Origin of the sequence: Mesorhizobium sp. B2-3-4 (assembly GCF_006442315.1) — a bacterium.
In the GTDB taxonomy this organism is placed as follows: Bacteria; Pseudomonadota; Alphaproteobacteria; order Rhizobiales; family Rhizobiaceae; genus Mesorhizobium.
In genome coordinates this window covers 227,919-253,203 of sequence record NZ_VFVY01000009.1, presented here as the reverse complement: position 1 = coordinate 253,203, position 25,285 = coordinate 227,919, and the positions used below count along the sequence as shown (strand labels likewise).

The 25,285-nt window shown below is 61.0% G+C and carries 23 protein-coding genes; 22 read left to right on the top strand and 1 reads right to left on the bottom strand.

The annotated features are described in order from the left end of the window. The first annotated feature begins 8 nt into the window (after window positions 1-8). Entirely contained in the window at window positions 9-794 is a 786-nt protein-coding gene (locus FJ967_RS16330) for a DUF1499 domain-containing protein (protein ID WP_140732839.1), read from the top strand. A 51-nt stretch (window positions 795-845) separates the two neighbouring features. Here FJ967_RS16330 and FJ967_RS16325 read toward each other — a convergent pair whose 3' ends face one another. Then, the gene (locus tag FJ967_RS16325; protein ID WP_140732838.1) at window positions 846-1,754 is read right to left on the bottom strand and encodes an MBL fold metallo-hydrolase; all 909 of its coding nucleotides are present in this window, start codon (window positions 1,752-1,754) and stop codon (window positions 846-848) included. A 115-nt stretch (window positions 1,755-1,869) separates the two neighbouring features. Here FJ967_RS16325 and FJ967_RS16320 point away from each other — a divergent pair, with 115 nt between their 5' ends. The 21 genes from FJ967_RS16320 to rfbC all read left to right on the top strand — a co-directional run bounded on the left by FJ967_RS16320 (window position 1,870) and on the right by rfbC (window position 25,267). Then, a complete protein-coding gene (locus FJ967_RS16320; protein ID WP_140732837.1) occupies window positions 1,870-2,460 on the top strand; it encodes a biotin transporter BioY in 591 nt (196 codons plus the stop codon). A gap of 306 nt (window positions 2,461-2,766) precedes the next feature. Continuing rightward, window positions 2,767-4,143, top strand: coding sequence for a sugar transferase (locus tag FJ967_RS16315; RefSeq protein ID WP_140732836.1), 1,377 nt, complete (start codon window positions 2,767-2,769; stop codon window positions 4,141-4,143). A 40-nt stretch (window positions 4,144-4,183) separates the two neighbouring features. After that, complete coding sequence (locus FJ967_RS16310; protein ID WP_140732835.1) at window positions 4,184-5,458, top strand: nucleotide sugar dehydrogenase; 1,275 nt, start codon at window positions 4,184-4,186, stop codon at window positions 5,456-5,458. Continuing rightward, a complete protein-coding gene (locus FJ967_RS16305; RefSeq protein WP_140732834.1) occupies window positions 5,458-6,483 on the top strand; it encodes an NAD-dependent epimerase in 1,026 nt (341 codons plus the stop codon). Before FJ967_RS16310 ends, FJ967_RS16305 begins: the two co-directional genes overlap by 1 nt. A 26-nt stretch (window positions 6,484-6,509) precedes the next feature. Continuing rightward, on the top strand, window positions 6,510-7,262 hold the full coding sequence (locus FJ967_RS16300) for a methyltransferase domain-containing protein (protein ID WP_181175916.1): 753 nt from the start codon (window positions 6,510-6,512) through the stop codon (window positions 7,260-7,262). Between the two features lie 124 nt (window positions 7,263-7,386). Continuing rightward, entirely contained in the window at window positions 7,387-8,547 is a 1,161-nt protein-coding gene (locus tag FJ967_RS16295; RefSeq protein WP_181175914.1) for a glycosyltransferase, read from the top strand. Between the two features lie 22 nt (window positions 8,548-8,569). Next, entirely contained in the window at window positions 8,570-9,679 is a 1,110-nt protein-coding gene (locus FJ967_RS16290; RefSeq protein ID WP_281405681.1) for a glycosyltransferase, read from the top strand. A 74-nt stretch (window positions 9,680-9,753) separates the two neighbouring features. After that, window positions 9,754-10,566 (top strand): class I SAM-dependent methyltransferase, encoded by an 813-nt coding sequence (locus FJ967_RS16285; RefSeq protein WP_140732830.1) that lies wholly within the window; start codon window positions 9,754-9,756, stop codon window positions 10,564-10,566. Window positions 10,567-10,589: 23 nt separating this feature from the next. Next, window positions 10,590-11,882: a hypothetical protein gene (locus FJ967_RS16280; RefSeq protein WP_140732829.1), complete on the top strand. Its 1,293-nt coding sequence runs from the start codon at window positions 10,590-10,592 to the stop codon at window positions 11,880-11,882. After that, window positions 11,875-13,212, top strand: coding sequence for an oligosaccharide flippase family protein (locus tag FJ967_RS16275; RefSeq protein ID WP_140732828.1), 1,338 nt, complete (start codon window positions 11,875-11,877; stop codon window positions 13,210-13,212). The genes FJ967_RS16280 and FJ967_RS16275 overlap by 8 nt, the downstream gene beginning before the upstream one ends. 259 nt (window positions 13,213-13,471) lie before the next feature. Next, window positions 13,472-14,347 carry a glycosyltransferase gene (locus tag FJ967_RS16270; RefSeq protein WP_181175910.1) on the top strand — a complete coding sequence of 292 codons (876 nt, stop codon included), beginning with the start codon at window positions 13,472-13,474 and terminating at the stop codon, window positions 14,345-14,347. A gap of 22 nt (window positions 14,348-14,369) precedes the next feature. After that, window positions 14,370-15,536, top strand: a complete 1,167-nt coding sequence (locus FJ967_RS16265; RefSeq protein ID WP_140732826.1) for a glycosyltransferase family 4 protein — start codon at window positions 14,370-14,372, stop codon at window positions 15,534-15,536. A gap of 323 nt (window positions 15,537-15,859) precedes the next feature. After that, the gene (locus tag FJ967_RS16260; protein WP_246675283.1) at window positions 15,860-16,432 is read left to right on the top strand and encodes a hypothetical protein; all 573 of its coding nucleotides are present in this window, start codon (window positions 15,860-15,862) and stop codon (window positions 16,430-16,432) included. A gap of 93 nt (window positions 16,433-16,525) precedes the next feature. Beyond that, window positions 16,526-17,062, top strand: coding sequence for a hypothetical protein (locus FJ967_RS16255; RefSeq protein WP_140732825.1), 537 nt, complete (start codon window positions 16,526-16,528; stop codon window positions 17,060-17,062). 122 nt (window positions 17,063-17,184) lie between these two features. Continuing rightward, window positions 17,185-17,994: a CpsB/CapC family capsule biosynthesis tyrosine phosphatase gene (locus FJ967_RS16250; RefSeq protein WP_140732824.1), complete on the top strand. Its 810-nt coding sequence runs from the start codon at window positions 17,185-17,187 to the stop codon at window positions 17,992-17,994. Window positions 17,995-18,035: 41 nt separating this feature from the next. Further along, window positions 18,036-18,767: a polysaccharide biosynthesis/export family protein gene (locus FJ967_RS16245; protein WP_246675282.1), complete on the top strand. Its 732-nt coding sequence runs from the start codon at window positions 18,036-18,038 to the stop codon at window positions 18,765-18,767. A gap of 45 nt (window positions 18,768-18,812) precedes the next feature. Beyond that, window positions 18,813-21,191, top strand: coding sequence for a polysaccharide biosynthesis tyrosine autokinase (locus FJ967_RS16240; protein ID WP_140732822.1), 2,379 nt, complete (start codon window positions 18,813-18,815; stop codon window positions 21,189-21,191). Beyond that, window positions 21,079-22,338: a hypothetical protein gene (locus tag FJ967_RS16235; RefSeq protein ID WP_246675281.1), complete on the top strand. Its 1,260-nt coding sequence runs from the start codon at window positions 21,079-21,081 to the stop codon at window positions 22,336-22,338. Before FJ967_RS16240 ends, FJ967_RS16235 begins: the two co-directional genes overlap by 113 nt. Further along, a complete protein-coding gene (locus tag FJ967_RS16230) occupies window positions 22,335-23,675 on the top strand; it encodes an O-antigen ligase family protein (protein ID WP_140732821.1) in 1,341 nt (446 codons plus the stop codon). Before FJ967_RS16235 ends, FJ967_RS16230 begins: the two co-directional genes overlap by 4 nt. Window positions 23,676-23,830: 155 nt before the next feature. Continuing rightward, entirely contained in the window at window positions 23,831-24,712 is an 882-nt protein-coding gene (gene rfbA / locus FJ967_RS16225) for a glucose-1-phosphate thymidylyltransferase RfbA (protein ID WP_140732820.1), read from the top strand. Next, window positions 24,713-25,267 carry a dTDP-4-dehydrorhamnose 3,5-epimerase gene (gene rfbC, locus FJ967_RS16220; RefSeq protein WP_140732819.1) on the top strand — a complete coding sequence of 185 codons (555 nt, stop codon included), beginning with the start codon at window positions 24,713-24,715 and terminating at the stop codon, window positions 25,265-25,267. The last annotated feature ends 18 nt before the right edge of the window (window positions 25,268-25,285 follow it).

Sequence of the window (25,285 nt, the reverse complement as noted above, 5' to 3'; positions counted from 1 at the left end):
AGAGAATAATGGTTAGCATTCCCGAACGGCAAACGTCGAAGGCTGCCGGCTGGTCGCGGCGCACGGCCGCCTTTTCGGCGGTGCTTCTGCTGACGAACTTTGTCGGCCACCGCTTCGGCCTCGTCCAGACGCCGGTGTTCCTGTGGGTGCTGGGCGTTGTCGCCCTGCTGGCGGCGCTGGCCCTGCTGTTTGCCGGCCTGGCCTTTGCCAGGCTGTGGAATTTTGGCGACCGTGGCGGCCGCGATCTGACCGTCGGCGCCTTGCTGGCACTGCTGGTGCTCACTCCCTACGGCGTTGCCGCCTACTGGGCGTCGATCTATCCGCCGTTGCGCGACATCTCGACCGATTTTGAAGAGCCGCCGGCGCTCGACGTCGGTGACCGGACCGCGGACATGAACGTGCTGTCCCCGTCGACGCCGGGCGAGCAGACGTTGCAGACCGACAGTTATCCACTGGTCACCGCTCGCAGCTACGACCTGCCATTCGAGACCATCGTCAATGCCGTTGAAACCGTGCTCGACCGGCGCGGCTGGGACCTTTCGGAACCTTATCCCGAAGTCGCCGGTCAGACGGAGGTGACCATCACCGCCACTGCCTCGAGTTTCGTTCTTGGTCTTCCCGCCGATGTCGCCATTCGTGTGACCGATGACGGCGACACTGTCATCGTCGACATGCGGTCCGCCTCGCGTTACGGCCGCCACGACCTTGGCGACAATGCCGCGCGCATCACCGCGTTCCTGGCGGAGCTGGACCAGGAAGTCGCCGGCCAGGTCGGGGCGGCGCCGGCCGAGTAGTTGTCTTCCGGACGCAGTGCACCGGCGGGTCGGCGCGCGTGATGGCTTCGCCTATCGGCCTGGCTTGAAAACGCCGTCGATGGCGGGAGCGGCATCCGTCGTCACCACGCCGCGCGCCACCAGGTCTTCCAGATGGGCAAGCACCGACAGGCCGGCGGCGCCGTGCAGCCGGGGATCGGTGTCCCTGTAGATCGCCTTGACCATGTCGGGAATCGTCCTGTCGCCGGCCCTGACCCGCTCGACTATGGCCCGCTCGCGCATCTTGCGATGGGTCTTCAGTCCGCGCATGAAAGCGCGCGGTGCCGTCACCGGCCCGCCGTGGCCGGGCAACAGCAGGCGGTCGTCGCGCTCGATCAGTTTGTCGAGGGATGCCATGTAATCGGCCATTGCCCCATCGGGCGGGGCGACGATCGAGGTTGCCCAGCCCATGACATGATCGGCTGAAAACAGGATGCCGGTGCCTTCCAGCGCGAACGCTGCGTGATTGGCCGTGTGGCCGGGCGTCAGCACCGTGCGGATCGCCCAGCCGTCGCCATTGACCAACGCGCCATCCGGCAATGCGGTGTCGGGAACGAAAGCGGTGTCGGCGCTGGCGTCGAGCGCATTGGTTTCCCCGATATGCAGCGGCCTTGCCGGCCGGTGCGGCCCTTCCGCCAGCACCTGGGCGCCGGTGCGCTCCTTCAGCCTGGCCGCCAGCGGAGAGTGGTCGCGATGCGTGTGGCTGACGAAGATATGGCTGACCGGCCGGCCGGCGATCAAGTCGAGCAAGGTCTTGAGATGCGTTTCGTCGTCCGGGCCGGGATCGATCACGGCCAGCGTGTCGTGCCCCACGACATAGCTGTTGGTGCCGTGAAAGGTGAAGGGGCTGGGGTTGCGGGCCGTGACGCGTTGCACGCCGGGAGCCACGCCTACGCCTTGGCCATAGGCGGGTTCGAAACTGGTATCGAATTTGACAGCCATGTCGGCACATTGTTCCCGGAACGGCAAAACCGATTGCCGCATAGCACGCAAGCCAATATAGGAAAACGCAAGACCGCGATGGTTGGTTCGCGGCTAAATTGGATTGGGGAAGACCATGACGACCGCAACTACGACGCGCCCGCTTGTTTTTCTGGCCATGCCGCAGGACGGCGCGGCGCGGCTGGCAACGCAGTTCATCCTGGCGATTGCCGGAACGCTGCTGCTCACCCTTTCGGCCAAGACCAGGGTCGTGCTTGGGCCTGTCGACATCTCCATGCAGACGCTCGCCGTCTTCCTGATCGCCGCCGCCTTCGGCATGCGGCTCGGCGTCGCCACCTTGCTGCTCTACATGGCGGAAGGCGCGATGGGCTTCCCGGTCTTCCAGGGCACGCCGGAAAAGGGCATCGGCCTTGCTTATATGGTCGGCTCGACCGGCGGCTATCTCGCTGGCTTCGTGGTCATGGCGGCCATTGTCGGCTGGGCTGCCGACCGCGGCTGGGACCGTCATCCGATCAAGCTTTTCAACGCCATGCTGGTTGGCGAAGTCGTCATGATGGCGATGGGGTTTGCCTGGCTGGCAATGTTGATCGGCCCGGAAAAGTCCTGGCAGTTCGGCGTCGTGCCGTTCATCGTCGGCGACCTGATCAAGGTTGCGCTCGCGGCAAGCCTGGTACCGGCCGTCTGGTCGTTGCTGAAGCGCGCCTGAAATTTGCGAGCATCGGGTCCGGAACATTCCGGACCCGCAGACTACTTCCGATCGCGATCTCGCCAGGCGGTCCGGCGGATTTGGCGTGAGACCCGATCGGCGCCAAGGATATCGCGTCTATATCGGCCGGGACACCGGCTGTATTTTTCCAGCTCGAAGAGTAAGTCGTCGCATTAGCAGCGGCTTGTAGATTGCACGCAGCAATGCTGCTGATGAAAATTCCCGCCTAATGTTGCTGTCAAATAGATGCTTGCTGGCGCGGCCGCGCTGGCGTAGCTCTTGATCTTCGACTGAGTCGAATCGCCCATGGCGAGAGGTCCGATTCGCTTTGCGGATGAGTGGCCTGCCAAGTGTAGTGGCGATTGCCGACACGGGGCACCTTCGGGGAAGGGAAGGGGGAAGAAGTTGAATGTCGCCACATCAACGATTGTCGGAAGCCGTCATTTCCTCTTCAGAATTCGTTTCCAGCTCGTCGGCGGACTGACATTCGCAATCATCGCGCCGGCATTGATCCGGATAGCCTCCTATCCGGACGCGTTCTACTCGGCCAATCTGCAGATAACCGTCGCGGCCGCCATCATTGCGCATGTCACGGGCTTTCTCGCCTATCGCCGGATCGGCAATTTTCCCGGTGTGGCCGCGGCAAGTTATATCCTGCCGACATTCGTCCTATCCTATGGCCTTGTTTTCCTGACCATTTTCTTTTTCCGCTTCGAGTATAGCCGGTTTCAGGCTGCGGCTAGCTTCACGCAGTCCACGCTTTGGTATTTCGGCCTGAGCCTCATGACCCGGCGCCTGGAGCCGTACCGGCTGGCCGTCATCCCCGGTGGCGACGTCGAGCGCCTGAAAGCCTTGCCGGGGGTGCACTGGTTCTGGCTCAGGTCGCCCGGCACCGTCATCGAAAGGGCGAGCGGCGTGGTTGTCGATTTGCGTGCCAATCTCGGCGCCGAATGGGAGCGTTACATCGCCGACCGGGCGCTGTCGGGCACGCCCGTCTACCACGTCAAGCAGGTCAGCGAGTCGTTGACGGGCCGTGTCGAGATCGAGCATCTGTCGGAAAACACGCTCGGCTCGCTCAATCCGAATCAGGCCTATCTGAAGATCAAGCAGGCAGTCGACTGGATTTCCGCGCTTGTCCTGGTCATCGTCCTTTCTCCCGTTCTGCTGCTTGTAGCGCTGCTGATCAGGCTGGATTCGGAAGGGCCGGTGCTGTTTTGCCAGCCGCGCATCGGCTACAGGGGCAGGATCTGCACCGTCTACAAATTTCGCTCGATGCGCCAGCAAGCAGGCTCCGGCAGCGACAAGGACAGGGCGATCACCAAACGCGACGACGACCGCATCACGCGGGTGGGGCATTTTCTGCGCAAATACAGGATCGACGAACTGCCGCAGGCCATCAACATCCTGCGCGGCGAAATGAGCTGGATCGGACCGCGGCCGGAGGCCGTCGTGCTGTCGCAGTGGTATGAGGCGGAGCTGCCTTTTTATCGGTATCGACACATCGTCAGACCGGGCGTCAGCGGATGGGCGCAAGTGAATCAGGGCCATGTCGCGGCGGTCGGGGATGTCATGGAAAAATTGCACTACGATTTCTACTACATAAAGAACTTCTCGCCTTGGCTGGACGTGTTGATCGTTCTCAGAACCATAAAAACGATGTCTACCGGTTTTGGTGCGCGATAGCCAAATCGGCGACGAAAACCAATCGTGCCTGCAGGAAGCAATGGATCTCGCCGCGCGGAAAATAGCTATCATCGGACTTGGCTATGTCGGTCTTCCTCTGGCGGTGGCCTTCGGGGCGACCAGGGACGTGGTCGGCTTCGACATCAACCCGTCGCGGGTGGAGGCGTTGCAGCGCGGCGAGGATCATACGCTCGAAGCCAGCAAGGAGGAAATCGCCGCCGCCACAGGGCTGAAATTCACCGGCGACAAGGCCGATCTGCGCGACTGCGGGATTTTCATCGTTACAGTGCCCACGCCGATCGACAGGGCCAACAGACCGGACCTGAGGCCGCTCGTCATGGCGTCGATGACGGTCGGGAAGGCCATATCGCCCGGCGCAGTGGTGATCTTCGAATCCACCGTGTATCCCGGCTGCACGCAAGAGGTCTGCGCACCTTTGATCGAGAGACATTCGGGGCTGCGCTACAACAGCGATTTCTTCCTCGGATACAGCCCCGAACGCATCAATCCCGGCGATCGCGAGCACCGGCTGCAAACGATCGTGAAGGTCACCAGCGGTTCCACGCCGGAGGCGGCGCAGGCCATCGATGCACTCTATGCCTCGATCGTGCCGGCCGGCACGCATCGTGCGTCAAGCATTGCGGTGGCCGAGGCAGCCAAGGTCATCGAGAACACGCAGCGCGACTTGAACATCGCCCTTATGAACGAGCTGTCGCTGATCTTCGGCAAACTCGGCATCGACACGTCGGAGGTGCTGGAGGCGGCAGGCACGAAGTGGAATTTCCTGCGCTTCACGCCCGGTCTCGTCGGCGGGCACTGCATCGGCGTCGACCCTTATTATCTCACCCACAAGGCCCAGGAACTCGGCTATCATCCCGAGGTGATTCTTGCCGGCCGCCGCATCAACGACGGCATGGGCCAGCATGCGGCGGACCAGACGGCCCGCCTGATGATGCGCAAGGGCATACCCGTCGTCGGCAGCCGGATACTGGTCATGGGCGCCGCCTTCAAGGAAAACTGCCCGGACCTGAGGAATTCGAAGGTGGCCGATATCGTCACGCAACTCGGGCAATACAATGCCGGCATCGATATCTGGGATCCCTGGGTCGACACGCAGGAGTGCGCGCGCGCCTTTGGCATTGCCAGTGTGAAGGAAATGCCGTCCCGGCGCTATGACGGCGTCATCGTTGCTGTCGGACACCAGCAGTTCCGCAGCCTGGGTGTTGCCGGGCTGAAGGCGCTCTGCGGGGATCCCAGTGTCGTCTACGACATCAAGGGTCTGTTCCCAAGGGATGTTACGGACGGGCGCTTCTGATGAAGGTTCTGGTCACCGGCACGGCCGGCTTCATAGGCTATCATGTCGCCAGGCGGCTCCTGGAGCGCGGCGACGAGGTCGTCGGCATCGACAGCATCAACGACTATTACGATCCCGCGATCAAGCAGGCGCGGCTGCGGCTGCTTGCCGAGGCGAGCCGCGGCACCAATGCCGGCTATCATTTCATCCACGGCAATCTCGCCGACCGTAGCGTGGTCGACGGCTGCTTCGCCGATCACGGCTTCGACCGGGTGATCCATCTCGCCGCGCAGGCAGGCGTCCGCTACAGCCTGGAAAATCCGCGCGCCTATGTCGAGAGCAACATCATTGCCTTCACCAACATGCTCGAGGCCTGCCGCGCCAGCCGTGTCGGGCACCTGACCTATGCCAGTACGTCGAGCGTCTATGGCGCCAACACCGACATGCCGTTTTCCGAGCATCGTCCGGCCGACCATCCGCTGCAGTTCTATGCCGCCACCAAGCGTGCCAATGAGCTGATGGCGCACAGCTACAGCCATCTGTTCGGCCTGCCCACCACGGGCCTGCGTTTCTTCACCGTATACGGCCCCTGGGGGCGCCCGGACATGGCGCTGTTCCTGTTTACCCGCAGCATCCTGGCCGGCGAGCCGATCAAGCTGTTCAACAACGGCAATCACTCGCGCGACTTCACCTATGTCGAGGACATCGCCGAGGGTGTGATCCGCGCCAGCGACAGCCCGGCCGCGGCCAACCCGGACTGGGACTCCAGCCATCCGGATCCGGCGACCAGCAGCGCGCCCTGGCGCATTTTCAACATCGGCAACAACAATCCGGTGAAACTGACCGCCTATGTCGAGGCGTTGGAAACCGCGCTCGGCCGCAAGGCCGTGATCGAACTCCTGCCGCTGCAGGCCGGCGATGTGCCCGACACGTTTGCGGACAGTTCCGCGCTGGAAGCGGCCGTCGGCTACCGCCCCCGCACCTCGGTCACCGAAGGCGTCGGACGGTTCGTCGAGTGGTACCAGGGTTATTTTGGGCAGGGGTAGCGCGAAACGATAAGGAGACGGCGTCGTTGCTGAGGGGGTTTGTGCGCGCGAACGTCGCGGTCTCTGAATATCTCGACAGAGCCTTGCCGCCACGCCTTCGCGCTGACGGCAATCGCACATTCGCGACCGAAATAGCGCCGGCACTGCTGTCGCCGGACGCACTGGTCTACGACCTCGGCGGCGGGGCAAGGCCGCTCGTCAGCCTGCCGCAGAAGCGTCGCTTGCGGCTCGTCGTGGTCGGGCTGGACCTTGCCGCCGAGGAACTGTCGAAGGCTCCCGATGGAATCTATGACGAGGAGATCGAGGCGGACCTTACCGTGTTCACGGGACGCCAGGATGCCGATCTGGTGATATGCCAGGCGACCCTGGAACATGTCCGCGATGGCGAGGGCGCGCTTCGCGGCATCGCCAGTTGCGCGAGGCCGGGCGGTCTGGTTGCCATTTTCTCGCCTTCGCGCAACGCTGTTTTCGCCAGTTTGAACCGGATATTGCCGGAGCGCGTCAAGCAGCGCCTGTTGTTCGCCATCTATCCGGACAAGGGCAGGGGCCATGACGGATTCCCCGCCTTCTATGACAAATGCCTGCCAAGCGAAGTGGAAAGGATCGCGGCCCAGAATGGGCTGGAACTGATCCAGCGGCGCCTGTTCTGGAGGAGTTCCTACTTTTACGCCTTCGTGCCGGCCTTCCTCGCCTGGCGCCTCTGGCTTGGCGTCACGGCTCTCGTGCTCGGCAAGGACGCGGCCGAAACCTATGCCTATGTCTTTCGGCGAAGACAGTGATCCATCCAGGATGCCCCCCATCGCTGGAGGTCGGCTGTCGGCGTTTGCTTTCCGATGGGCGCGCGACGCGCGGTGCCGGACAAGGCAACAGCGCGCCGATCGGACTGCCAACCCGATGAAGCGCATGCGGCAAGACGCGAAGGCGCCGGTCGATCCAAAGGCCCGGATCGCCGTCTTCATTCCCTCGCTCCGGGCAGGTGGCACCGAGCGGGCAATGCTTACCCTGGCGCGGGAATTCGACCGGCGCGGGCTGGTGACCGATCTCGTGCTCGGGCGTGCTGTCGGCGACTATCTTTCCCTGGTCCCCGGCAGCATCGATATCGTGGACCTGAGGGCGTCTCGCATGCTGTTTTCGCTGCCCGGCCTGATCCGCTACCTCAGGGCGGAGCGGCCGCGGGTGATGCTGTCGGCCCTGCCTCACGCCAATATCCTGGCAATAGTGTCGTCTTTCCTGTCAAGGCAACGAGTGCGCACGGTCATCTCCGAGAGAAGCAACCTGTCCCGGACGCTTGCCGACACGAAGCTGATCCGCGAGAGATTCCTGCCGTTCCTCATGCGGATGACATACGGCCACGCCGACAGGATAATAGCGGTCTCGCATGGCGTCGCCGACGATCTCGTCAGGAGCATCGGGCTCGACCCGAATTCCGTCGACGCGATCCACAATCCGTTGGATATCGAATACATCCAGGCACAGGCTGGCGCGCCCATCGATCATCCGTTCGCGCACGAGGATGGCAGGCTGCTGCTGGTCGCCGTCGGCCGGCTCGATTTCGCCAAGGACCACGCCACTCTGATTAGCAGCTTTTCGCAGGTCGCCAGGACGCGACCGGTCAAACTGGCGATTGTCGGGGAAGGGGCGCTGCGCACCTCGCTCCAGGCCATGATCGATGACCTCGAACTGCAGTCCTCGGTCGCCCTGGTCGGGTTTTCGAAGAATCCATATCCGTGGATGCGTCGCGCCGCGCTGTTTGTCCATTCGTCGCGAAGGGAGGGATTTCCCAATACGATCATCGAGGCAATGGCCTGCGGTGCGCCGGTGGTGAGCACGAACTGTGAAAGCGGACCGGCGGAAATCCTGGAGGACGGCAGATGGGGGCGCCTTGTCGCCGTGGGCGACGTGCAAGCCCTTGCGGCCGCGATAGTGGCCGGCCTCGACGATGCCAATCCGCCCGACGTCAGACATCGGGCGCGCGATTTCAGTGTCGAGAAAGTGGCCGACGCGTATCTGCTCGCGATGGGATTAGGTCCGGCGAGAACCACTGGAGAGGAGCGTCCGGATTAAAATCCTGCATGTCATCACCGGGTTGCAGAATGGCGGCGCCGAGGCGGCTTTGTTCCGCCTCTGCACGGCCGAGCACACCCATTCGCATGCCGTGGTCTCGCTTTCCGACGAGGGAAAATACGGACCGCTGCTTCGCGAGGCGGGGGTGCCGCTGACCTGCCTGTCGATGCCGAGGGGAAGGCTGAGCTTGAGCGGGCTTGCGGCATTTCGGCGTGTCCTCTCGACCTGTCGGCCCGATGTCGTCCAGTGCTGGATGTATCACGCAAATCTGGTCGGAGGCGTCCTGGCGCGGCTTGCTGGTATCAGGCTGGTTGTTTGGGGAATGCACAATTCCGGTCTGGATCCTCGCGCCGCCCCCTTGGCCACGAGGGCGGTGGACAGGGGCTGCGCGCTCATATCCAGGATGGTTCCGACCCGCATTGTGAGTTGTTCGCAACAGGCCTCACAGCGCCATATCGACGCCGGCTACTCGGCGTCGAACTGGACGATAATACCGAACGGCTATGATCTGGCCGTGTTCGAGCCGGATGACAAGGCACGCGAGCGGCTGCGTCGGGCCTGGTCGATGGAGGAAGACCGGTTCGTCATAGGATGCGTCGCTCGCTGGCATCCCGACAAGGACCACAGGAACCTTGTTGCCGCCTTGGCCAAGCTGTCGGTGCGCGCCGAGTTCCCTTCCAACTGCGTTCTGGCTGGGCCTGGAATGACGGCCGAGAACACCGAGCTTACCGGATTGCTGGATCGGTACGGGGTTCGCGACAAGGTGCTGCTGCTTGGTCCGAGCGACGAAGTCGCTGCTCTCATGAATGCATTCGACATCCATGTGCTTGCCTCCAGCCGCGAGGCGTTCCCCAACGTCGTCGCCGAAGCCATGGCGTGTGGCACGCCCTGCGTGGCAACGGATGTCGGCGACATCGGCATGCTTGTCGGCAATACCGGATTTGTTGTTCCGAGCCAGGATCCCGAAGCGCTTTCCCGCTCCATCACCCGCATGGCTCTGGAAATGCGCGAGTCCGGATCCTGGGCGGCCAGACGTCAGGCATGCCGCGACCGCGTCGCATCTGATTTTTCGCTGGAGCGGATGGCAAGATCCTACAGCGCGCTGTGGGAGACATTGCCCCTCGATGGCTAGTGCGCGGAAAACGGTCGGGAACAGGCAAAAATATGCTAGTCTCACGAGTCATCGGGCAGACGGTGGGGATTGCCATGTTGGAAACGGACAAGCTGTTCACGGGCTCGATTCCCGAAAACTATGACCGCTACATGGTGCCTTTGATTTTCGAGCCGTACGCTGCGGACATCGCGCGACGGGCCGCGGCTCTGTCGCCGGGCGCAGTCCTGGAAATCGCCGCCGGCACCGGGGTTGTGACCCGCGCATTGGCGCCGGGATTGTCCGCTGGCGCGCGCTACACGGTGACGGACCTCAACCAGCCGATGCTCGACTATGCCGCCTCGCGGCAAACTGCTGACGGTCGCATCAGTTGGCGCCAGGCGGACGCGATGGCGCTGCCGTTTGAGGATGCGGCCTTCGATCTCGTCTGTTGTCAGTTCGGTGCGATGTTCTTTCCAAACCGCACCTCAGCCTACCGCGAAGCCAGGCGAGTCCTGAAACCTGGAGGGCGGTTTTTGTTCAACGTATGGGACCGCATCGAGGACAACGTGTTTGCCGATGACGTGACGAACGCACTGGCGCGGATGTTTCCCGGCGATCCACCGCGTTTCCTGGCCCGCACGCCGCACGGCTATCACGACAAGGCGTTGATCCGTAGGGACGTCGAGGAGGCGGGTTTCTCCCATGTCGTGATCGAGACCAGGGCCGAACAAAGCCGCGCCTCCTCGGCGCGCGTTCCTGCCGTTGCCTACTGTCAGGGGACTGTTCTTCGCAGCGAGATCGAGGCCAGGGAAGCAGGAAAACTGGAGGCTGCGACAGACTACGCGGCATCGGCAATCGCGGACAGACATGGCAGCGGCGAAGTTGCCGCCAAGATTCAGGCACATGTAATCATGGCCGAGGTCTAGGTGTCGTCCGCCTTGCGCCCCAGATGCGCTCTATCGGGCGTGAAATCGCATATTTCGAGCAAGGCAGCAGGCTGAAAGTGCAGGATTTCAGAAGAGACTATTTGGTTTCGCCGTTTGCGCTCACTCCGCAAATGCTTCTGCTGATATCGAGTCTGGTTTATTTCGTTCCATTTGTTGCCGGCGGCTTTCAGTACGTTGATATCGGTGGGCGGAAATATGATTTCGCATATGACTTGGGCACGGGGTACGCCATCGCCATTGCCATCGCTTGTGTCGTCGCGGCGATGGTTATTTTCGTCCCAAGACGCCAGAATTTCCAAATCGACAACGATGGCCAAGGCGAGTCGCTGATAATAATTGCGATGATCGCTATTTTTGGCGGGATTTCGATTGCAAATCCGGCCCTTTTTTCCGCTTCGAAAGCTGACGTTTTGTCATCTACTGGGCGGTTTCAATATATATTCTACAACACGTGCATTATCGGTGTCGTCTTTGGGGTTCTGTCGGGTTGGAAGCAGTCCAAATTTGTTATGGCCCTTAGCTGTCTGGGGCTGCTTTTTACGCTCTATATCGGTCACAGATCGTCGATCGCAATAACGATTCTGTCTTTGCTTTACATAAGATACAGAAACGTTCCATTGATGATGATGAAGAAGAGGTACGTTATCGGCGGGCTGTCCGCCTTCTTTTTCCTGGCAGTGTACAAAGCAGTTTACTCGGCGGTGAAGGCGGGAAATTTCGAGCTCGTTGGCCAGAAAATTAAGTTCGACCAGCTGTCGGATTCCACCCTTGTCGGGCTGGAGCAGTTCGTGACACTGGCGCATTTGGACCTTATCGTGAAATACGGCTACACACTGCCTTGTTCCAATCTCTGGCTGGTGCCGCTTTCGTTCATTCCATTTTCGGACGCGGTCTTCGGCAAGGATGGCTGCACCTACAACGAGCAGGTCCAACCGCTGCTCTTTCCGGGTTACAGTGGTGGTGTCGCGGCCAATATCTGGGCCGAATTCTACGCGAATTTCGGCTACGCAGGATTTCCGCTGCTCGTCGTCATCCTGTCCCTGGCTTGCGTCGCTATCGAAGCGATCATCCGCAATGTCCGCAGCGCGGCGCTCAAGGCCGGTCTGATCGTCGCGATCATTCACCTGACATTCTACATTCAGCGCAAGGAACTGCTCGGCGCGTTCATCTCCGCCAAGCGGGTCATCCTTGTGGCGCTTTTCATATTCGGACTGGTGTACGTGCACCGAATGTGCTTCCCGCAAGTCCCCGCGGGGGTGATGGGGCCAGGCGGCTTGCGTCGGGACCATGGCTGAGGAGATGACGGCGATAGCCAAGCCTTCCGGATGGATGCGCGCGCGGCGGGTCGCACGGGACGTTACCGTGACGACATCCTCGAGTGGCGTGGCGGCCTTGTGCTCCATCATTGCGCTGGCTCTCAACGCACGCTCGCTCGGTCCGGCGGATTTTGGTACGCTCGCCGTGATCCAGGCTTATGTTGCTTTCATTTCCGGCCTCGCCACGTTCGAGAGCTGGCAGCCCGTCATCAGGCTGTCCGCCAAGTCGCGCTCACGCCTCGGCCCGGCGGCATCCTGCGGCATCGCGCTGGATGTTTCGGCCGCCTTTGTCGCCACCGCGGTGGCGATGGGGGGGATCCTGCTGTTTGGCGAGACGATCGGCGTATCGCATCAGAACAGGCTCTTGGCACTGATCTACAGTCTTGCCTTGCTGGCCAGCCTTGCCGGTACTCCCAAGGGGGTGCTTCGCCTGAAGGGGCGATACGATGTCATTGCCGGCAATCAGCTCGCGCAAGGGATTGCCGTGGTTCTCGCCTCGCTCGTCCTGTGGGCGGTAACGGCTCCTTTGGTCGCCTACGTGGTTGTGCTGGCGGCGATCGGTGCGCTCTACAATCTGACGCTGTTCGTCCGGTTGCTTGTCCATGCCCGACGCGAGAATATCAAACTGTTCAATCCGCTTCGTTCCCATTCCGGGCGGCGTTTCTTTTGGATATTCCTCGTCATGGCCACCGGCACCAGCCTGCTGTCGACGCTGGTGAATGCGAGGCGCCATGTAGCCTTGTTCCTTGTCGCAGGCCTGTTGGGAGATGTGGCCGCGGGCTCCTATTCCGTGGCGTCGCGTCTGGCGACGATGATGTCCCGGCTGACCGGTCCTTTGAACCAGGTGGTCTTTCCCGAAATCGCGAAGCTGTCCAACGAGGAATCTCCGGCCCGCCTGAACAGGCTGAATGCCCGCATCACGTTGGTTTCGGCGTGCGTCGCCGCCTGCATGGCTGCAGGTGGCATCGTGCTGCAAAAGCTCGTCGTCGTTCTTGCCGCCGGTTCGGCCTATGCCGAAGCCTCGCTGCTTTTTGCCATCTTGTTCGCGGCCGAGTGCCTCGGCCTGGCCGGAATGCATTTCAACCCCTTGATCCAGGTTCTGGCCGGTACAAAACCGCTTCTCAAGATCATGGCGTCCGCGATTGTCGTCTATCTGCCGCTTTCATTCGCCCTCTCGGGCTGGGGCGGGATTGCGGGTATCGCCTGGGCCGGCCTGATCGTATCCGCGCTGGTCTATGCGGCAATGATGGCGGTGTCGCAATTATTGCTGAAACGGCGGATCCGCGCCGCCGAACTTTTCCTGGGCTGATACTTTGAGATACCTGTTCTGCCTGCCGAGATATCACACCAACGCCGTGCCTTGGGTGCGCATACTGACCTCGGCCGGCCATCATGTTTCGGTTGATGTCGTCGAGACAGGATCCACGGAGAACCATGTACTTCTTACCCCCAGCGTAATGGCACCGTCGGCGTTGTCGCGCCGGCTTATGCCCCGATGTCCCGGCAATATCCCGAATTCGCCGCGTTCTTTTCCGGGTCTCGTTTCGTACTGGAGGCGTCTCCGGGCCTTGGATCCCGATGTGGTGATCGTGCGCGGCGTGACGCGATGGTTCTGCAGGATCGCCGCCTTGTGCGCGATTTTGCAGGGGCGCAAGCTGGTCATCTACGATCAGGAGGACGCCAAGCCTAGGCCGTGGAGCGGTACATGGATGCGAAGAGCAGTCTTCGGATGGCTCGGTATTCCGCATTTCACGTCACGGCTTCCGTCCAATCCGGGCACTGCCGGTGCGGGGAATGCCATGCCGCTGCCATTCGGAAGTCCCTTCGCGCCGATCCAGATCGCAAAGCTGCATGGCAGGCCATTGCACTGGCCGCCTCGAATCCTGATGGTGGCGAAATACCGGGAGCGAAAGGGGCACAGTCTGCTTCTGCGGGCGCTGGCGAGCCTGTCGGCGTCAAGACCATTCTCCTTGACGTTCTGCGGCGAGGAGGCAACGCAATCCGACACGGCTTTCTGTCAGGCCTTGGGCAAGGAGGCGCAGGCGCTGGGACTGGCGGACAGGCTTCGTTTTCAAAACAACATGGCTCATGACGGGATGATCTCGGTCTATGCCGACCATGATATCTTGATATTGCCCTCGCGCACCGAACCGGCCGCGGTTTCTCCCATCGAGGCGGCCTGGGCGGGATGTGCCGTATTGATGTCGCGCGACAGCGGCACTAGGCACTACCTCCCGGCGGGACCGGAGTTCGACTTCGACCCCGATGATCCGCAGGACATTGCACGCGCGGTCGCTGGTCTCATCGCCCGGCCCGAGGATCTGCAACTTGCAAGAGACGCCTGCTTCGCGCGCATTTCTTCCGTAGCCAATGACGGTGCGATCTTGCGGCTGTTCGAGACTTTTGGGCCGGACGCTGTGCGACCGCGTGAGGTGATGGGTTGACGGGCATCCGGAGGAGCGGGGAGTGGGGTCTGAAGTCGGAAAGAAGATCGTCATCTCGATCAACACATCCTGGAACGTCGTCAATTTCCGCAAGGGTCTGATCGAGACATTGCTGGGGCGCGGCTATGATGTCGTCGTCGTCGCGCCCAAGGACGAATATTCGTCGTTGATCCCGCGCATGGGGTGCCGTTATGTCGAGATCGAAATCGACAATTCCGGCACGTCGCCATTTCGCGACTTCGCGCTTTTGTGGCGCTACTGGCGCATTCTGCGTCGCGAGAAACCGCTGGCGTTCGTGGGCTTCACCATCAAGCCCAACGTGTTCGGCTCGATGGCCGCGAACCTGAACGGCATTGCGGTCATAAACAATATTTCGGGGCTCGGCACTGTCTTCGTCCGTGGCGGCCTGCTCCAGCGAATTGCCAAGGCCCTGTATCGCCTGGCGCTGGCCCGCTCGAGGGTGGTTTTCTTTCAGAACGACGATGACCGGATGCTTTTCGTCGAGGCTCGTATCGTGCGCAAGGAGCGAACCGCGTTGCTGCCCGGCTCCGGCGTCGACCTCTTGCGCTTCTCGCCGTCACCTCGCGAGCGCGCGCCGTCCAGCCCCATCGTCTTCCTCATGGTGGCGCGGCTGCTGTGGGACAAGGGCGTCGGGGAGTTTGTCGAAGCTGCCCGCCTCGTCCGCCGGCAAGCGCCGACCGCGCGCTTCCAGCTCCTCGGCTTTCTCGATGTCGAGAACCGCACGGCCGTCAGTCGCGCGCAAGTCGAGCAATGGGTTGAAGAGGGATTGGTCGAGTATCTCGGTGCCACCGACGACGTTCGCCCCTTTCTGGCCGCAGCCGATTGCGTCGTCCTGCCCTCGTACAGGGAGGGCACGCCGCGCTCGCTGCTCGAGGCAGCCGCCATGGCTAAGGCCTTGATCGCCACCGACGTGCCTGGCTGCAAGGAGGTGGTGGATCATGCCGTCAACGGCTTCCTTTGCCAGGTGAGGGACGCCGGCGACCTGGCGAAGAAGATGACCGAATTCACCGTCATGGACGGCGCTTCCAGGGATGCGATGGGAATTGAGAGCAGGAGGAAGGTCGAACGGCAGTTTTCGGAAACGATCGTGGTCGAGAGGTACATGCACCAGATAGAGAAGCTCGGGGGGGGCCGCGGCGCGATGGCGGGAGCGCCTTCCGCTTTTTGATCCCGGCCGATATTGGCGCTGTTTCTATCTTTGAGCTGATCGCTCCTGATCCATGACCAACTTCCAAGTCCGGGCTGTCGATCGGGCCCAAAGCCTGTCCTGGCTGCATCTCCGATCGTGAATCATCTTCCGGCCCTGTCGAATCGCTGATCAGTCGCGCTCGGGCGCAGTCACGGTTCAAAGGAAATCTCGGTTTTTTCCCGGATAATCAGACATTGGGCGACGATAATCAGAATTGTTAATGAGTGGTTGCTAAAATGATGTGCTCTAAAGGGCGCGCCGCAAGTCAAAAATCTCTCGCGCGTGCGAAACGGGTTGGAATTATGGCAAAAAACTGTTACGCGCTGATATCATCGTCTTTTGATTTGGCGGGCCCGAGGAGCCGCTTCGAGGGAAGGACAAAACGAATGAAGCTCATCGTTAGAACCACAGTGGTTGGGTTTGTCGTTTCAGTCGGTTTTGGTTCGGTTTCCGCGTTTGCCCAGGATGCATCGTGCAGTTGCGCCACCGCCTATCACGGTCCGCAAAATCCGGTTGGCTCCATTGTTTCCACGAATGGCGATGTGATGGTGTCGCAGGCCGCCGGATACGGTCCGGCCAAGGCGGGAAACACGCTTGATTTCGGCAGCCGTGTGGTGGTCGGTCCGAAGGGGACGGCATCCGTGGCCGTGGGCGGCTGCAATCTCGATGTACCGGCGAATTCGAGCCTGGATGTCTCTCGTGTCGAGGGCAACATCTGCCTCAAACTGGTGGGCTCGGAACAGACCGCGGCCGTCCAGCAATCCAGCGGTGCGCCTGGCGGTTTCGGCCCACCCGAGGGGATTTTCGCCGGCGCGCTTCTTGCCACCGGCGTGCTTGCCGCGACGCAGAACGACGACAACGCTGTCAGCCGCTGAAGGCGGTGGTCGGCGGCGGTAGGCCGGATACGACGCAGGTATGTTTGGACGAGTTCGTTAACCATATTGGATTATTGCTGGGTGAAATAGTGTGTGAGCCGTTCCTGGCGGGGGAATAGCTGGTTCGAAGGGGTGGAAATGTCGGGTCGGGTAGGGGTTGTTTTTGCTTTTGTGACGCTCGCAGCTGGAAGCGTCCTGTTTGCCGGATCGGCAGCGTTCGCACAGGCCACGCAGTGTTCCTGCCTTGCCGCCATGCCGGTTTCGGGAAGTGTTGTCGGTCAACTGACCCAGGTCCGCGGTGATGTCCAGATGTCGCAGGCTGGCGGCTATGCCGGCGTCAATGCAGAAGCGCCGGTCTATTCGGGCGCACGCATCATGACCGGGGCGCAGGCTTCCGCCTCACTGGTCGTCGGTACCAATTGTGCATTCGACGTTCCACCGAATGTGACCGTCAAGGTCGATCCCGTCGAGGGTGGGATGTGCGTATCGTTCGAGGCGCCGCAGGCCGCCGTCGTCCCGACCGGCTCCGAACCTGGCGTTTTGCCGGTTCTTTTGGGTGCCGGTGCGGTTGGCGGCGGTGCGGCACTTATTCTCGGCCTTCAGGATGACGATGACGCCGTCAGCCGCTAGTCGGCCCCAGCGTTCCTGTACCGCGTGATTGTGAAATGCGTCATTCGCCGCAATGCGGGTGACGCATTTGTATTTTGTCGAGGCAACGGTCTGGCTTTGCCTCCATGCAGACAGAAACGCCAATGATCGACCTGCATTCCCATATCCTGCCTGGTCTCGACGATGGCTCTTCCAGTCTGGCTGAATCGCTTGAGATGGCGCGGCTGGCGGTGGCTGATGGGACAACACACATGGTGTGCACGCCGCATGTCATGCCCGGTGTCTATGAGAACGGCACGGCAAATATTGCCGAGGCAGTCGAACTATTGGTCCGGGAACTTGCCCGCGCCAGCATCCCGCTTACCCTGTATGTCGGAGCCGACGTTCATGTCTCGCCCGATCTTCCCGACCGGCTGAGGCTCGGCAAGGTGCCGACCTTGAACCGGTCGCGATATTTCCTTTTCGAACCGCCGCACCACATCTTGCCGCCGCGCCTGGAGAATCTCGCCTCCCGACTGATTGGCGCCGGCTATGTTCCGATCCTTACCCATCCTGAACGGCTGACGTGGATCAAATCGAACTATGACGTGGTCGAGCGGTTGAACGCATTGGGATGCCTTATCCAGCTCACGGCGGATTCGGTCACGGGAGCCTTTGGCCGAACCGCACTGTACTACTCGGAAAAGCTGCTCGACGAGGGCAGGGTGGACATCATCGCATCCGACGCCCACAGCCCGTCCAGACGCAGGCCAGGGCTTTCCCAGGCCGTTGTCGCCATCGCAAATCGGTGCGGCGAAGATGAAGCCTACAATATGGCGGTGAAACGCCCGGGTGCGATATTGCAGAATCAGCCGCTGGCGCCCATTGGAAAAGTGAGCACCAAGAAATTGGGTGCCAACAGCGCGGGCCGTTTCGGCGGATTGGGCCGGCTGTTCAAGAGCGGGTCTCTGTGATGGGCATTTTCGATCTTGCGAGGAGCAATGCAGGCATTTCGGTGCTGGTCGCATTGCTTGCGCTCTCAGGCTGCGCGAATTCGTCTTCGACATCATCGACGAGTCCCGTCGAAGCGTTGCATCCGACATCGTCTTCAACCGCCCTTGCCGGCGGCGGCGCCTTGCAGGTGGTGAAGGACTTGCCGGCACCTCAAAACACGCAAAATGGCAGCGAGCAGCCGCTGTCGGCCAACGACGTGCTTGAAGTGAGCGTCTTCCAGGTCGATAATTTGAACAGGACCGTCCAGGTCGACGCCGGCGGACAGATTTCCCTTCCGCTCATCGGCACGCTGACCGCTGCAGGCAAGACCGTCCGCCAGCTCGAGAAGGAAATCGAGACCGCGTACGGCGCAAAATACCTGCAATCGCCCGACGTGACGATTTTCGTGAAAGAGTCGGTCGGCCAACGCATTACGGTCGACGGCGAAGTCAACAGGGCTGGTATCTATCCGGTGTCCAGCAATGCGTCCCTGCTGGATGCGATCGCGCTTGCCGGTGGCTTCAATGCCGTCGGCGATGCCGGCAAGGTCTTCGTCTACCGCAATCTCGGTCAGAACAAGCTGGTCGCGAACTACAACGTCGAGGACATACGCGCCGGCAAGAATCGCAACCCGCGCATTTACGGCGGTGATGTGATCGTCGTGTTCGCTTCGAAGTCGAAAATCGCGATGAACAATCTGAAGGATGCCCTGGGTCTCGCCTCGAGCGCGGCCCGCATTGCGGTCATTCCGTAAGGCAGGCACGGCCGGCCGCGGACAAACCCAGGATCACCTTGCGCCATGCTCGATCGCAACAGGCAGTACCAGATTGCCGGCCCCGGACAAGCTCAAGCCCTGTCCGCGGACCTCTATTACGACGGGGCTCAGAACTATAGCCCGTATGGCCGTGACTATGCCGCCCAGGACGAGCGCTTCAATCCGCTTCGTTTGCTCTTCTATGTCGTCCAGTATCGCTGGCTGATCGTCATGATGGCCGTGGCGGGCCTTGTCGCCGGCGTCATCGTGACGATGATGCAGACACCGAAATATCAGGCCACGACGCAGCTGGAAGTCCTGGTCCCTTCGGCAAAGGTCTTCCAGGACATCGAGGTGGTCTCCGAAAACAGCGACGTGCGGGCTTTCCTGACAGCCCGCGAGAAGTTGAAGAGCAGGGCTCTGGCGCAGCGTGTCGTGTTTCAGCTGGGGCTCGCCGAGAAGCCTGACTTCCTGTTTCCGACCCCGAGTTTCTCGGTCAGTAACATCTTCTACCGTGCCTTCGGGATTTCCAAATCGCCGTCGATCCAGGAAAAGACGCCTGAAGAGCGCGAAGCCATGGCGATCAAGCGCGTTCTGGATGACCTGACGGTCAATCTGGTGACGAACACCAGCCTGTTGTCGATCACCTTCGCCGACCAGAAGCCCAGATATGCGAGCGATGTCGCCAATCAGGTCGCGCAGAGCTTCATCGATCAGCGTCTCGACCAGACCAGCGAGACATCGGATCTGGCAAGGCAGTTCATTCAGGAACAGGTCCTGCAGGTCAAACAGAAGCTGCAGAAGTCGGAGGAGGAACTGGTCGCCTATGCCAAGGATGCCGGCATCACCGTCACCGGTGGCGACAAGTCGCTGATCGGATCGAACATCGAGGCTCTCAACACGGCACTCGCTACCGCGATCCAGGACCGTCTCGATGCCGGGCGCATGGTCGACCAGATAGACAAGGGACGTGGCGCCAGCCTCGGTCCGGTCCTGGAGAGCGAAGGCCTGCAGAAGCTCAGCGAGAAGCTGGCGGACCTCACAGGCCAATACCAGCAGAAATTGGGCATTCTGAAACCCGGCTTTCCGGAAATGCAGCAGCTGCAGTCGCAGATCAAGGAACTGCAACGGGTCTACAACAATGGCGTGCTGGCGATAACCGATTCGCTGCGGTTGAAATATCAGGAGGCACAAGACAAGGAAGCCGATCTCAAGGCCAAGCTCGCGGAGCTGGAAAAGCAGCAGATCGTCTTCAACGACAAGAACATCAAATACACGATCCTCAAGCGCGAGGTCGATTCCAACCGGTCGCAATATGACGGCCTGATCGCCAAACTGAATGAAGTCGGCGTGAGTTCGGAGCTCAAGACCCAAACCGCCGCCGTAGTCGATTTCGCGACCCAGCCCGTGAGCCCTTATTCTCCTCGCCTCAGCATCAATCTTGCGATCGCGCTTGCGCTTTTCATGGCCTTGAGCGCATCGATCATCTACCTCGTCGAATTGCTGAACAACACCTTCACCAATCCCGAGCAGGTCGAGAAAGAGCTCGGACTGGCTATGCTCGGCATCTTGCCGCTCGTCGACGACCGCGAACTGGTAGCCAGCATAGCCGATCAGAAATCGGGACTTTCGGAGGCCTATCGTTCGCTGCGGACGTCGCTGCAATTTTCCGGAGCGGAAGGGGCGCCGCGTTCGCTGCTGGTAACCAGCTCCGAGCCTTCGGAGGGCAAATCAACCACCTCGCTCAAGCTTGGCCAGGATTTCGCCGCCCTCGGCGCCAAGGTTTTGCTTGTCGACGGTGATCTGCGCAAACCGAACCTGCATCGGCTGTTCGGCCTCGACAACGCGATCGGCCTGAGCAATCTCCTGACGAACACCGTTCGCAAGGAGGATCTGCCTGGCATCTTCAGAGCAACGAAATACCCCAACGTGACTGTTCTGACATCGGGGACCATACCGCCGAACCCGGCGGACCTGCTCTCTTCGCCCAAAATGGCCCTGATCATCACGAATCTCGGCAAGCGTTTCGATCTGGTCATCATCGACGCGCCGCCGGTCGTCGGGCTTTCGGATGCACCGATCCTCAGCCGGCTTGCCGAAGGTACGCTGATGGTCATTTCCACCAACCAGGTAACCCGCAAATCCGCCAAAACGGCCCTGAAGCGTCTGCGCGCAGCCGGAGCCAATGTCATCGGGGCTGCGATGTCGAAATTCTCGGTGAACAAGTTCGACTACAACTACGCCTACAAATACATGAACTACCAGTACTACGAGTACGGCACGAGCACCCCGAAAATTGAGGGCAAAGTCGATGGTGGAGCAGACCAGCCCGCGCATGCAAAGTCTCCTGCGTTCAAGCGTTTGGTTCGTCGCCTCCGTTCTGGTGTTGATGGCTTCGTCGACCGGGCTAAGTCGTCTTCTTGAGACTGGAGCGCCGAGCGTCTCTCTCGCGCTCGATCCGTTGAACGTGGATGCCTTGATCGGAGACATTACGGCCGAGCTGAACCAGACTAACGGGGGGGCCGATCTCGACGGGTTGGCCGTGAAGGCTGGAAATGCGCTCCGCTTCAATGTCGCGGATGCGCGCCTTTACAGCCTGATCGGCGAGATCAGGTATCGCCAGGGGGAGAAGGATCAGGCGTTCGAGCTCTTTGACCAGGCTCGAATGCTGTCCAAGACCGAAATACACGCGTTGCAGAGATCCATCGACCGCTCCGTCGAGACGGGCGACCTGGTGAGGGCAGTGGCCGAGATCGATATCTTGTTGCGCCGGTGGCCCGATCAGTTTTCAGCCGTGGCAACCGGCTGGCCGGCCATTCTCTCAAATCCCCTGGGGTATGGGGCCGTGCTCGCCGCTATCAGCGCGGAAGCGCCATGGCGTGGCAAGCTCTTTTCCACTCTTGGCCAGAATCCCCAAGGGCTGGCGGCCGCAAACCGGTTGCTGCTTGATCTCGCCAGGTCTCCGGCGCCTCCGACGTCCAACGAATTGTCGGCCGTGATCGATGGCTATATCAGGCAGAAACAGTATGGCTCGGCCTATCGGCTCTTTCTTTTCAGCCTGTCTGATGCGGAGCGCAAACTGGGCGGCTACATTTTCAATGGTGGCTTCGAGCCGGTTCACAGCGGCAAACCATTCGACTGGGTGGTACATGAGCGGTCCGGCCTGGAGATCACTTTCGCCGGGTCGCAGGACGCGGGTGAAGGCGACCGCGGAGCGACGATCCGGTTTCTGAACACGCCGGTCAAGAACGCGGCACTCCAGCAATTCATCGAACTGCCCCCTGGTTCCTACAGGATGTCCCTGAACGCTTCGGCCACGAACCTCAAACTGCCAAAGGATTTGTTCTGGTCCCTCAGATGCGCCGACCCTTCACGCGAAATAGCGCGCTTCAACATACCGGAAGGCACCTTCAACAGGCGCAGCCTGAGCCTCGACTTCACGATTGAGCCGGCCGCATGCCCAATCCAGTTGCTGAGGTTGGAAACGGCAGCGATCGCCGAGAGTTGGCGGTTCCGATATGTAGGAACGTTGGTCATGCACAAATTGAGCATCGAAAGGGTCTCGTCGTGAGAGAACGGTCGCGACGGCCTGCGGAGTGGGACAAATATGCGCTTGGATCAGTCCTCTTTCTGTCCCTGCTGATCGGCGGCGGCACAGCCAGCGGCCTCTACACCGAGACGCTGATCGAGGTTGCGGCGATTGTCTGCGCCGCGGCCATTCTCTCGAGACCGTCCCGGCAGCCCATTCCCCGCGTCATCTTGTGGTTGCTTGTTCTTGCCCTTGCGGTGTTCTGTTTTCAGCTCGTGCCGCTGCCCGCGACCCTGTTCGAGGGGTTGCGGCCCGCGGTGTTGCTTGCAGATCCGTGGCTGGATGGCGCAACCCGTTTGCGCTTTGGCAGCGTCGGCGTCGGGCGCACGGTCGAGTGCATGCTCTATTTCGTTGCCGCCGCCGCATTCTTTCTCGGCGTCCTGCGCCTGCGTGCCGAGCAGGTCCACGGTCTTCTCCCGTTCTTTTTCATGGGCGTGATCTGCAATGGCCTGGCGGCGGCGATCCAGTATTCGCTTTCCGATACCGTCGCCATCGAGGGGTTGCTGCCGTTTACGATCAATGCGGGCCTCTTTGCCAATCAGAACCATTTCTCGGCCTTGCTGTTCGTCTCCATCCCCTTCGTGGTTTATTACGGCCTGTTCCGCGGCCACCTTCTGTCCGGGGCGCTCGGGCTGATAACACTCCTGCTGCTTCTCCTGGCCGCCGGTTCGCGGGCAGGCATCCTGATCGGACTGGCGATCACCGCAATTTCCATTGTCTTCCTGTCTGCCCGCTCCAGGCTTGGGGGTTATGGCATTCTGGCCGTTTTCATCGGCCTTTCGATCTACACGATCGGGGCGTGGGCAAAGATCGATGCCAAGGTGGTCGACCCGGCCTTCGGAAGAGCCGAATTCGCGCGGACCACGATTGCGGGAATTGAACAGAACTGGACCATCGGTGTGGGATTTGGTGCCTTTCAGAAGGTTTATCAGATCTATGAAAAAGGCAGCATGATCTTCAAATCCTATGTGAACCATGCGCACAACGACTATTTGGAATTGGCGCTGGAGGGAGGCGCGCCGGTGGTTTTGCTGCTGGTTGCCTATGCGGTGCTTCTGTCCATATCGTCCGTGGGAATTCGCAGAGAACCGTTGCAGAAAGCCGCCTTTCTTTCGATATCGTTCCTTCTCGTCCACTCTCTCGTCGATTATCCGTTGCGGACCGCGGCTCTCGCGATGACGTTCGCCTATTTGAACGGGATCGTCTTTCACAGTGGATTTGCCAATCGGCTCGACCAGAGGAACGAAGCGGCCAGGGCCGGCCGGCGTGACGAGGACAATCTGCTCGTCCCGGCCAGGGCCTCGGCCTTGCCGAGATAGGATCGGACAGGTTCAGCCGGTGGGGAGGGGGCGCACAAAGGCGGGTATCAATCATGGCCAATGGGTTTGTCGTGTGCCGCATTGACAAGCCAATGCATGAAACCTAAGCACAGGCACTTAGGGCCGGGGGGCTTTGGCATGTCGAGGAGAGCTTCTTGAAAGGAATTATCCTTGCTGGAGGCAGTGGAACGCGTCTTTATCCGCTAACATTAGCAGTCTCTAAGCAAATTCTTCCCATATACGACAAGCCGATGATTTATTATCCGCTGAGCGTGCTGATGCTCGCCGGAATTCGAGAGATTCTGATCATTTCGACGCCGCGTGATCTGCCGGCTTTCCACGGGTTGCTGGGCGATGGGTCGGATTTCGGGCTCTCACTATCCTACGCCGAGCAACCGCAGCCCAATGGTCTTGCCGAAGCCTTCATCATCGGCCGCGAGTTCATCGGCAAGGACAGCGTGTCGATGATCCTGGGCGACAACATCTATTTCGGCGACGGGCTGTCGCAGCTTTGCCGCGCCGCGGCTTCGCGCGAGACCGGCGCGTCGGTGTTTGCCTATCACGTCGAGGATCCCGAACGCTACGGCGTGGTGTCCTTCGACAAGGCGACCGGAACCGCGCTGACGATCGAGGAAAAGCCGCAAAAGCCGAAGTCCAACTGGGCCGTTACCGGCCTCTATTTCTACGACAACGACGTCGTCGACATCGCGCCTACCATCCGTCCATCGGCGCGAGGCGAGATCGAGATCACCGCGGTCAACAACGTCTATCTCGAACGCGGCCAATTGCATGTGCACCGGCTGGGCCGCGGCTACGCCTGGCTCGACACCGGCACGCATGACAGCCTGCACGAGGCCTCCTCCTTCGTGCGCACCATCGAGCATCGCCAGGGCATCAAGGTCGCCTGCCCGGAGGAAATCGCCTTCGAGCAGGGTTGGCTGACGGCCGACAAGGTGTTGGATCGCGCCAGCCGCCTGGGCAAGAACGAATATGCCGCCTATCTGCGCCGGCGCGTCGCCGACCTGTCGGAGGGCTAGATGCTGGAGGTCAGGTCCCTTGGCATCGACGGCGTGCTGGAAATCACTCCCAAGCGCCATGGCGACGCCCGCGGTTTCTTCATGGAAACCTACAATGCCGAACGCTTTTCGCAGGCCGGCATCGACCTGGTCTTCGTGCAGGACAACCACTCCTATTCCGCCGCCGCCGGCGTTTTGCGCGGGCTTCACTACCAGCTCGCGCCGCGCGCCCAGGACAAGCTGCTGCGGGTCGTCAGAGGCAGCATTCTCGATGTCGCGGTCGATATCCGATGCGCTTCGAAAACCTTCGGAAAATGGGTCGGCCTCGAAGTGTCGGCCGACAAGGGCAACCAGATCCTGGTGCCAAAAGGCTTCGCGCATGGCTTCGTCACGCTCGTGCCCGACACCGAGGTGCTGTACAAGGTGACCGACACCTATTCACCCGAACATGACCGGTCGATCCGTTTCGACGATCCCGCCATCGGCATCGAATGGCCGTCGCTGGCCGGCGGGTTCCAGCTTTCGGACAAGGATCTCAAGGCGCCGGCGCTGGCCATGGCCGAGATGTTCGCCTGATAGGAGCTGGTGGTGCAT

What these genes read in the sequence shown, in the direction of transcription:
- FJ967_RS16320 (WP_140732837.1), top strand. Translation starts at nt 1,870, where the DNA reads ATGACGACCGCAACTACGACGCGCCCGCTTGTTTTTCTGGCCATGCCG.
- FJ967_RS16250 (WP_140732824.1), top strand. Translation starts at nt 17,185, where the DNA reads ATGATCGACCTGCATTCCCATATCCTGCCTGGTCTCGACGATGGCTCT.
- FJ967_RS16295 (WP_181175914.1), top strand. Translation starts at nt 7,387, where the DNA reads ATGCGGCAAGACGCGAAGGCGCCGGTCGATCCAAAGGCCCGGATCGCC.
- FJ967_RS16330 (WP_140732839.1), top strand. Translation starts at nt 9, where the DNA reads ATGGTTAGCATTCCCGAACGGCAAACGTCGAAGGCTGCCGGCTGGTCG.
- FJ967_RS16235 (WP_246675281.1), top strand. Translation starts at nt 21,079, where the DNA reads ATGGTGGAGCAGACCAGCCCGCGCATGCAAAGTCTCCTGCGTTCAAGC.
- FJ967_RS16325 (WP_140732838.1), bottom strand. Translation starts at nt 1,754, where the DNA reads ATGGCTGTCAAATTCGATACCAGTTTCGAACCCGCCTATGGCCAAGGC.
- rfbC (WP_140732819.1), top strand. Translation starts at nt 24,713, where the DNA reads ATGCTGGAGGTCAGGTCCCTTGGCATCGACGGCGTGCTGGAAATCACT.
- FJ967_RS16240 (WP_140732822.1), top strand. Translation starts at nt 18,813, where the DNA reads ATGCTCGATCGCAACAGGCAGTACCAGATTGCCGGCCCCGGACAAGCT.
- FJ967_RS16315 (WP_140732836.1), top strand. Translation starts at nt 2,767, where the DNA reads ATGGCGAGAGGTCCGATTCGCTTTGCGGATGAGTGGCCTGCCAAGTGT.
- FJ967_RS16275 (WP_140732828.1), top strand. Translation starts at nt 11,875, where the DNA reads ATGGCTGAGGAGATGACGGCGATAGCCAAGCCTTCCGGATGGATGCGC.
- FJ967_RS16305 (WP_140732834.1), top strand. Translation starts at nt 5,458, where the DNA reads ATGAAGGTTCTGGTCACCGGCACGGCCGGCTTCATAGGCTATCATGTC.
- FJ967_RS16285 (WP_140732830.1), top strand. Translation starts at nt 9,754, where the DNA reads ATGTTGGAAACGGACAAGCTGTTCACGGGCTCGATTCCCGAAAACTAT.
- FJ967_RS16260 (WP_246675283.1), top strand. Translation starts at nt 15,860, where the DNA reads ATGGCAAAAAACTGTTACGCGCTGATATCATCGTCTTTTGATTTGGCG.
- FJ967_RS16310 (WP_140732835.1), top strand. Translation starts at nt 4,184, where the DNA reads ATGGATCTCGCCGCGCGGAAAATAGCTATCATCGGACTTGGCTATGTC.
- FJ967_RS16280 (WP_140732829.1), top strand. Translation starts at nt 10,590, where the DNA reads ATGCGCTCTATCGGGCGTGAAATCGCATATTTCGAGCAAGGCAGCAGG.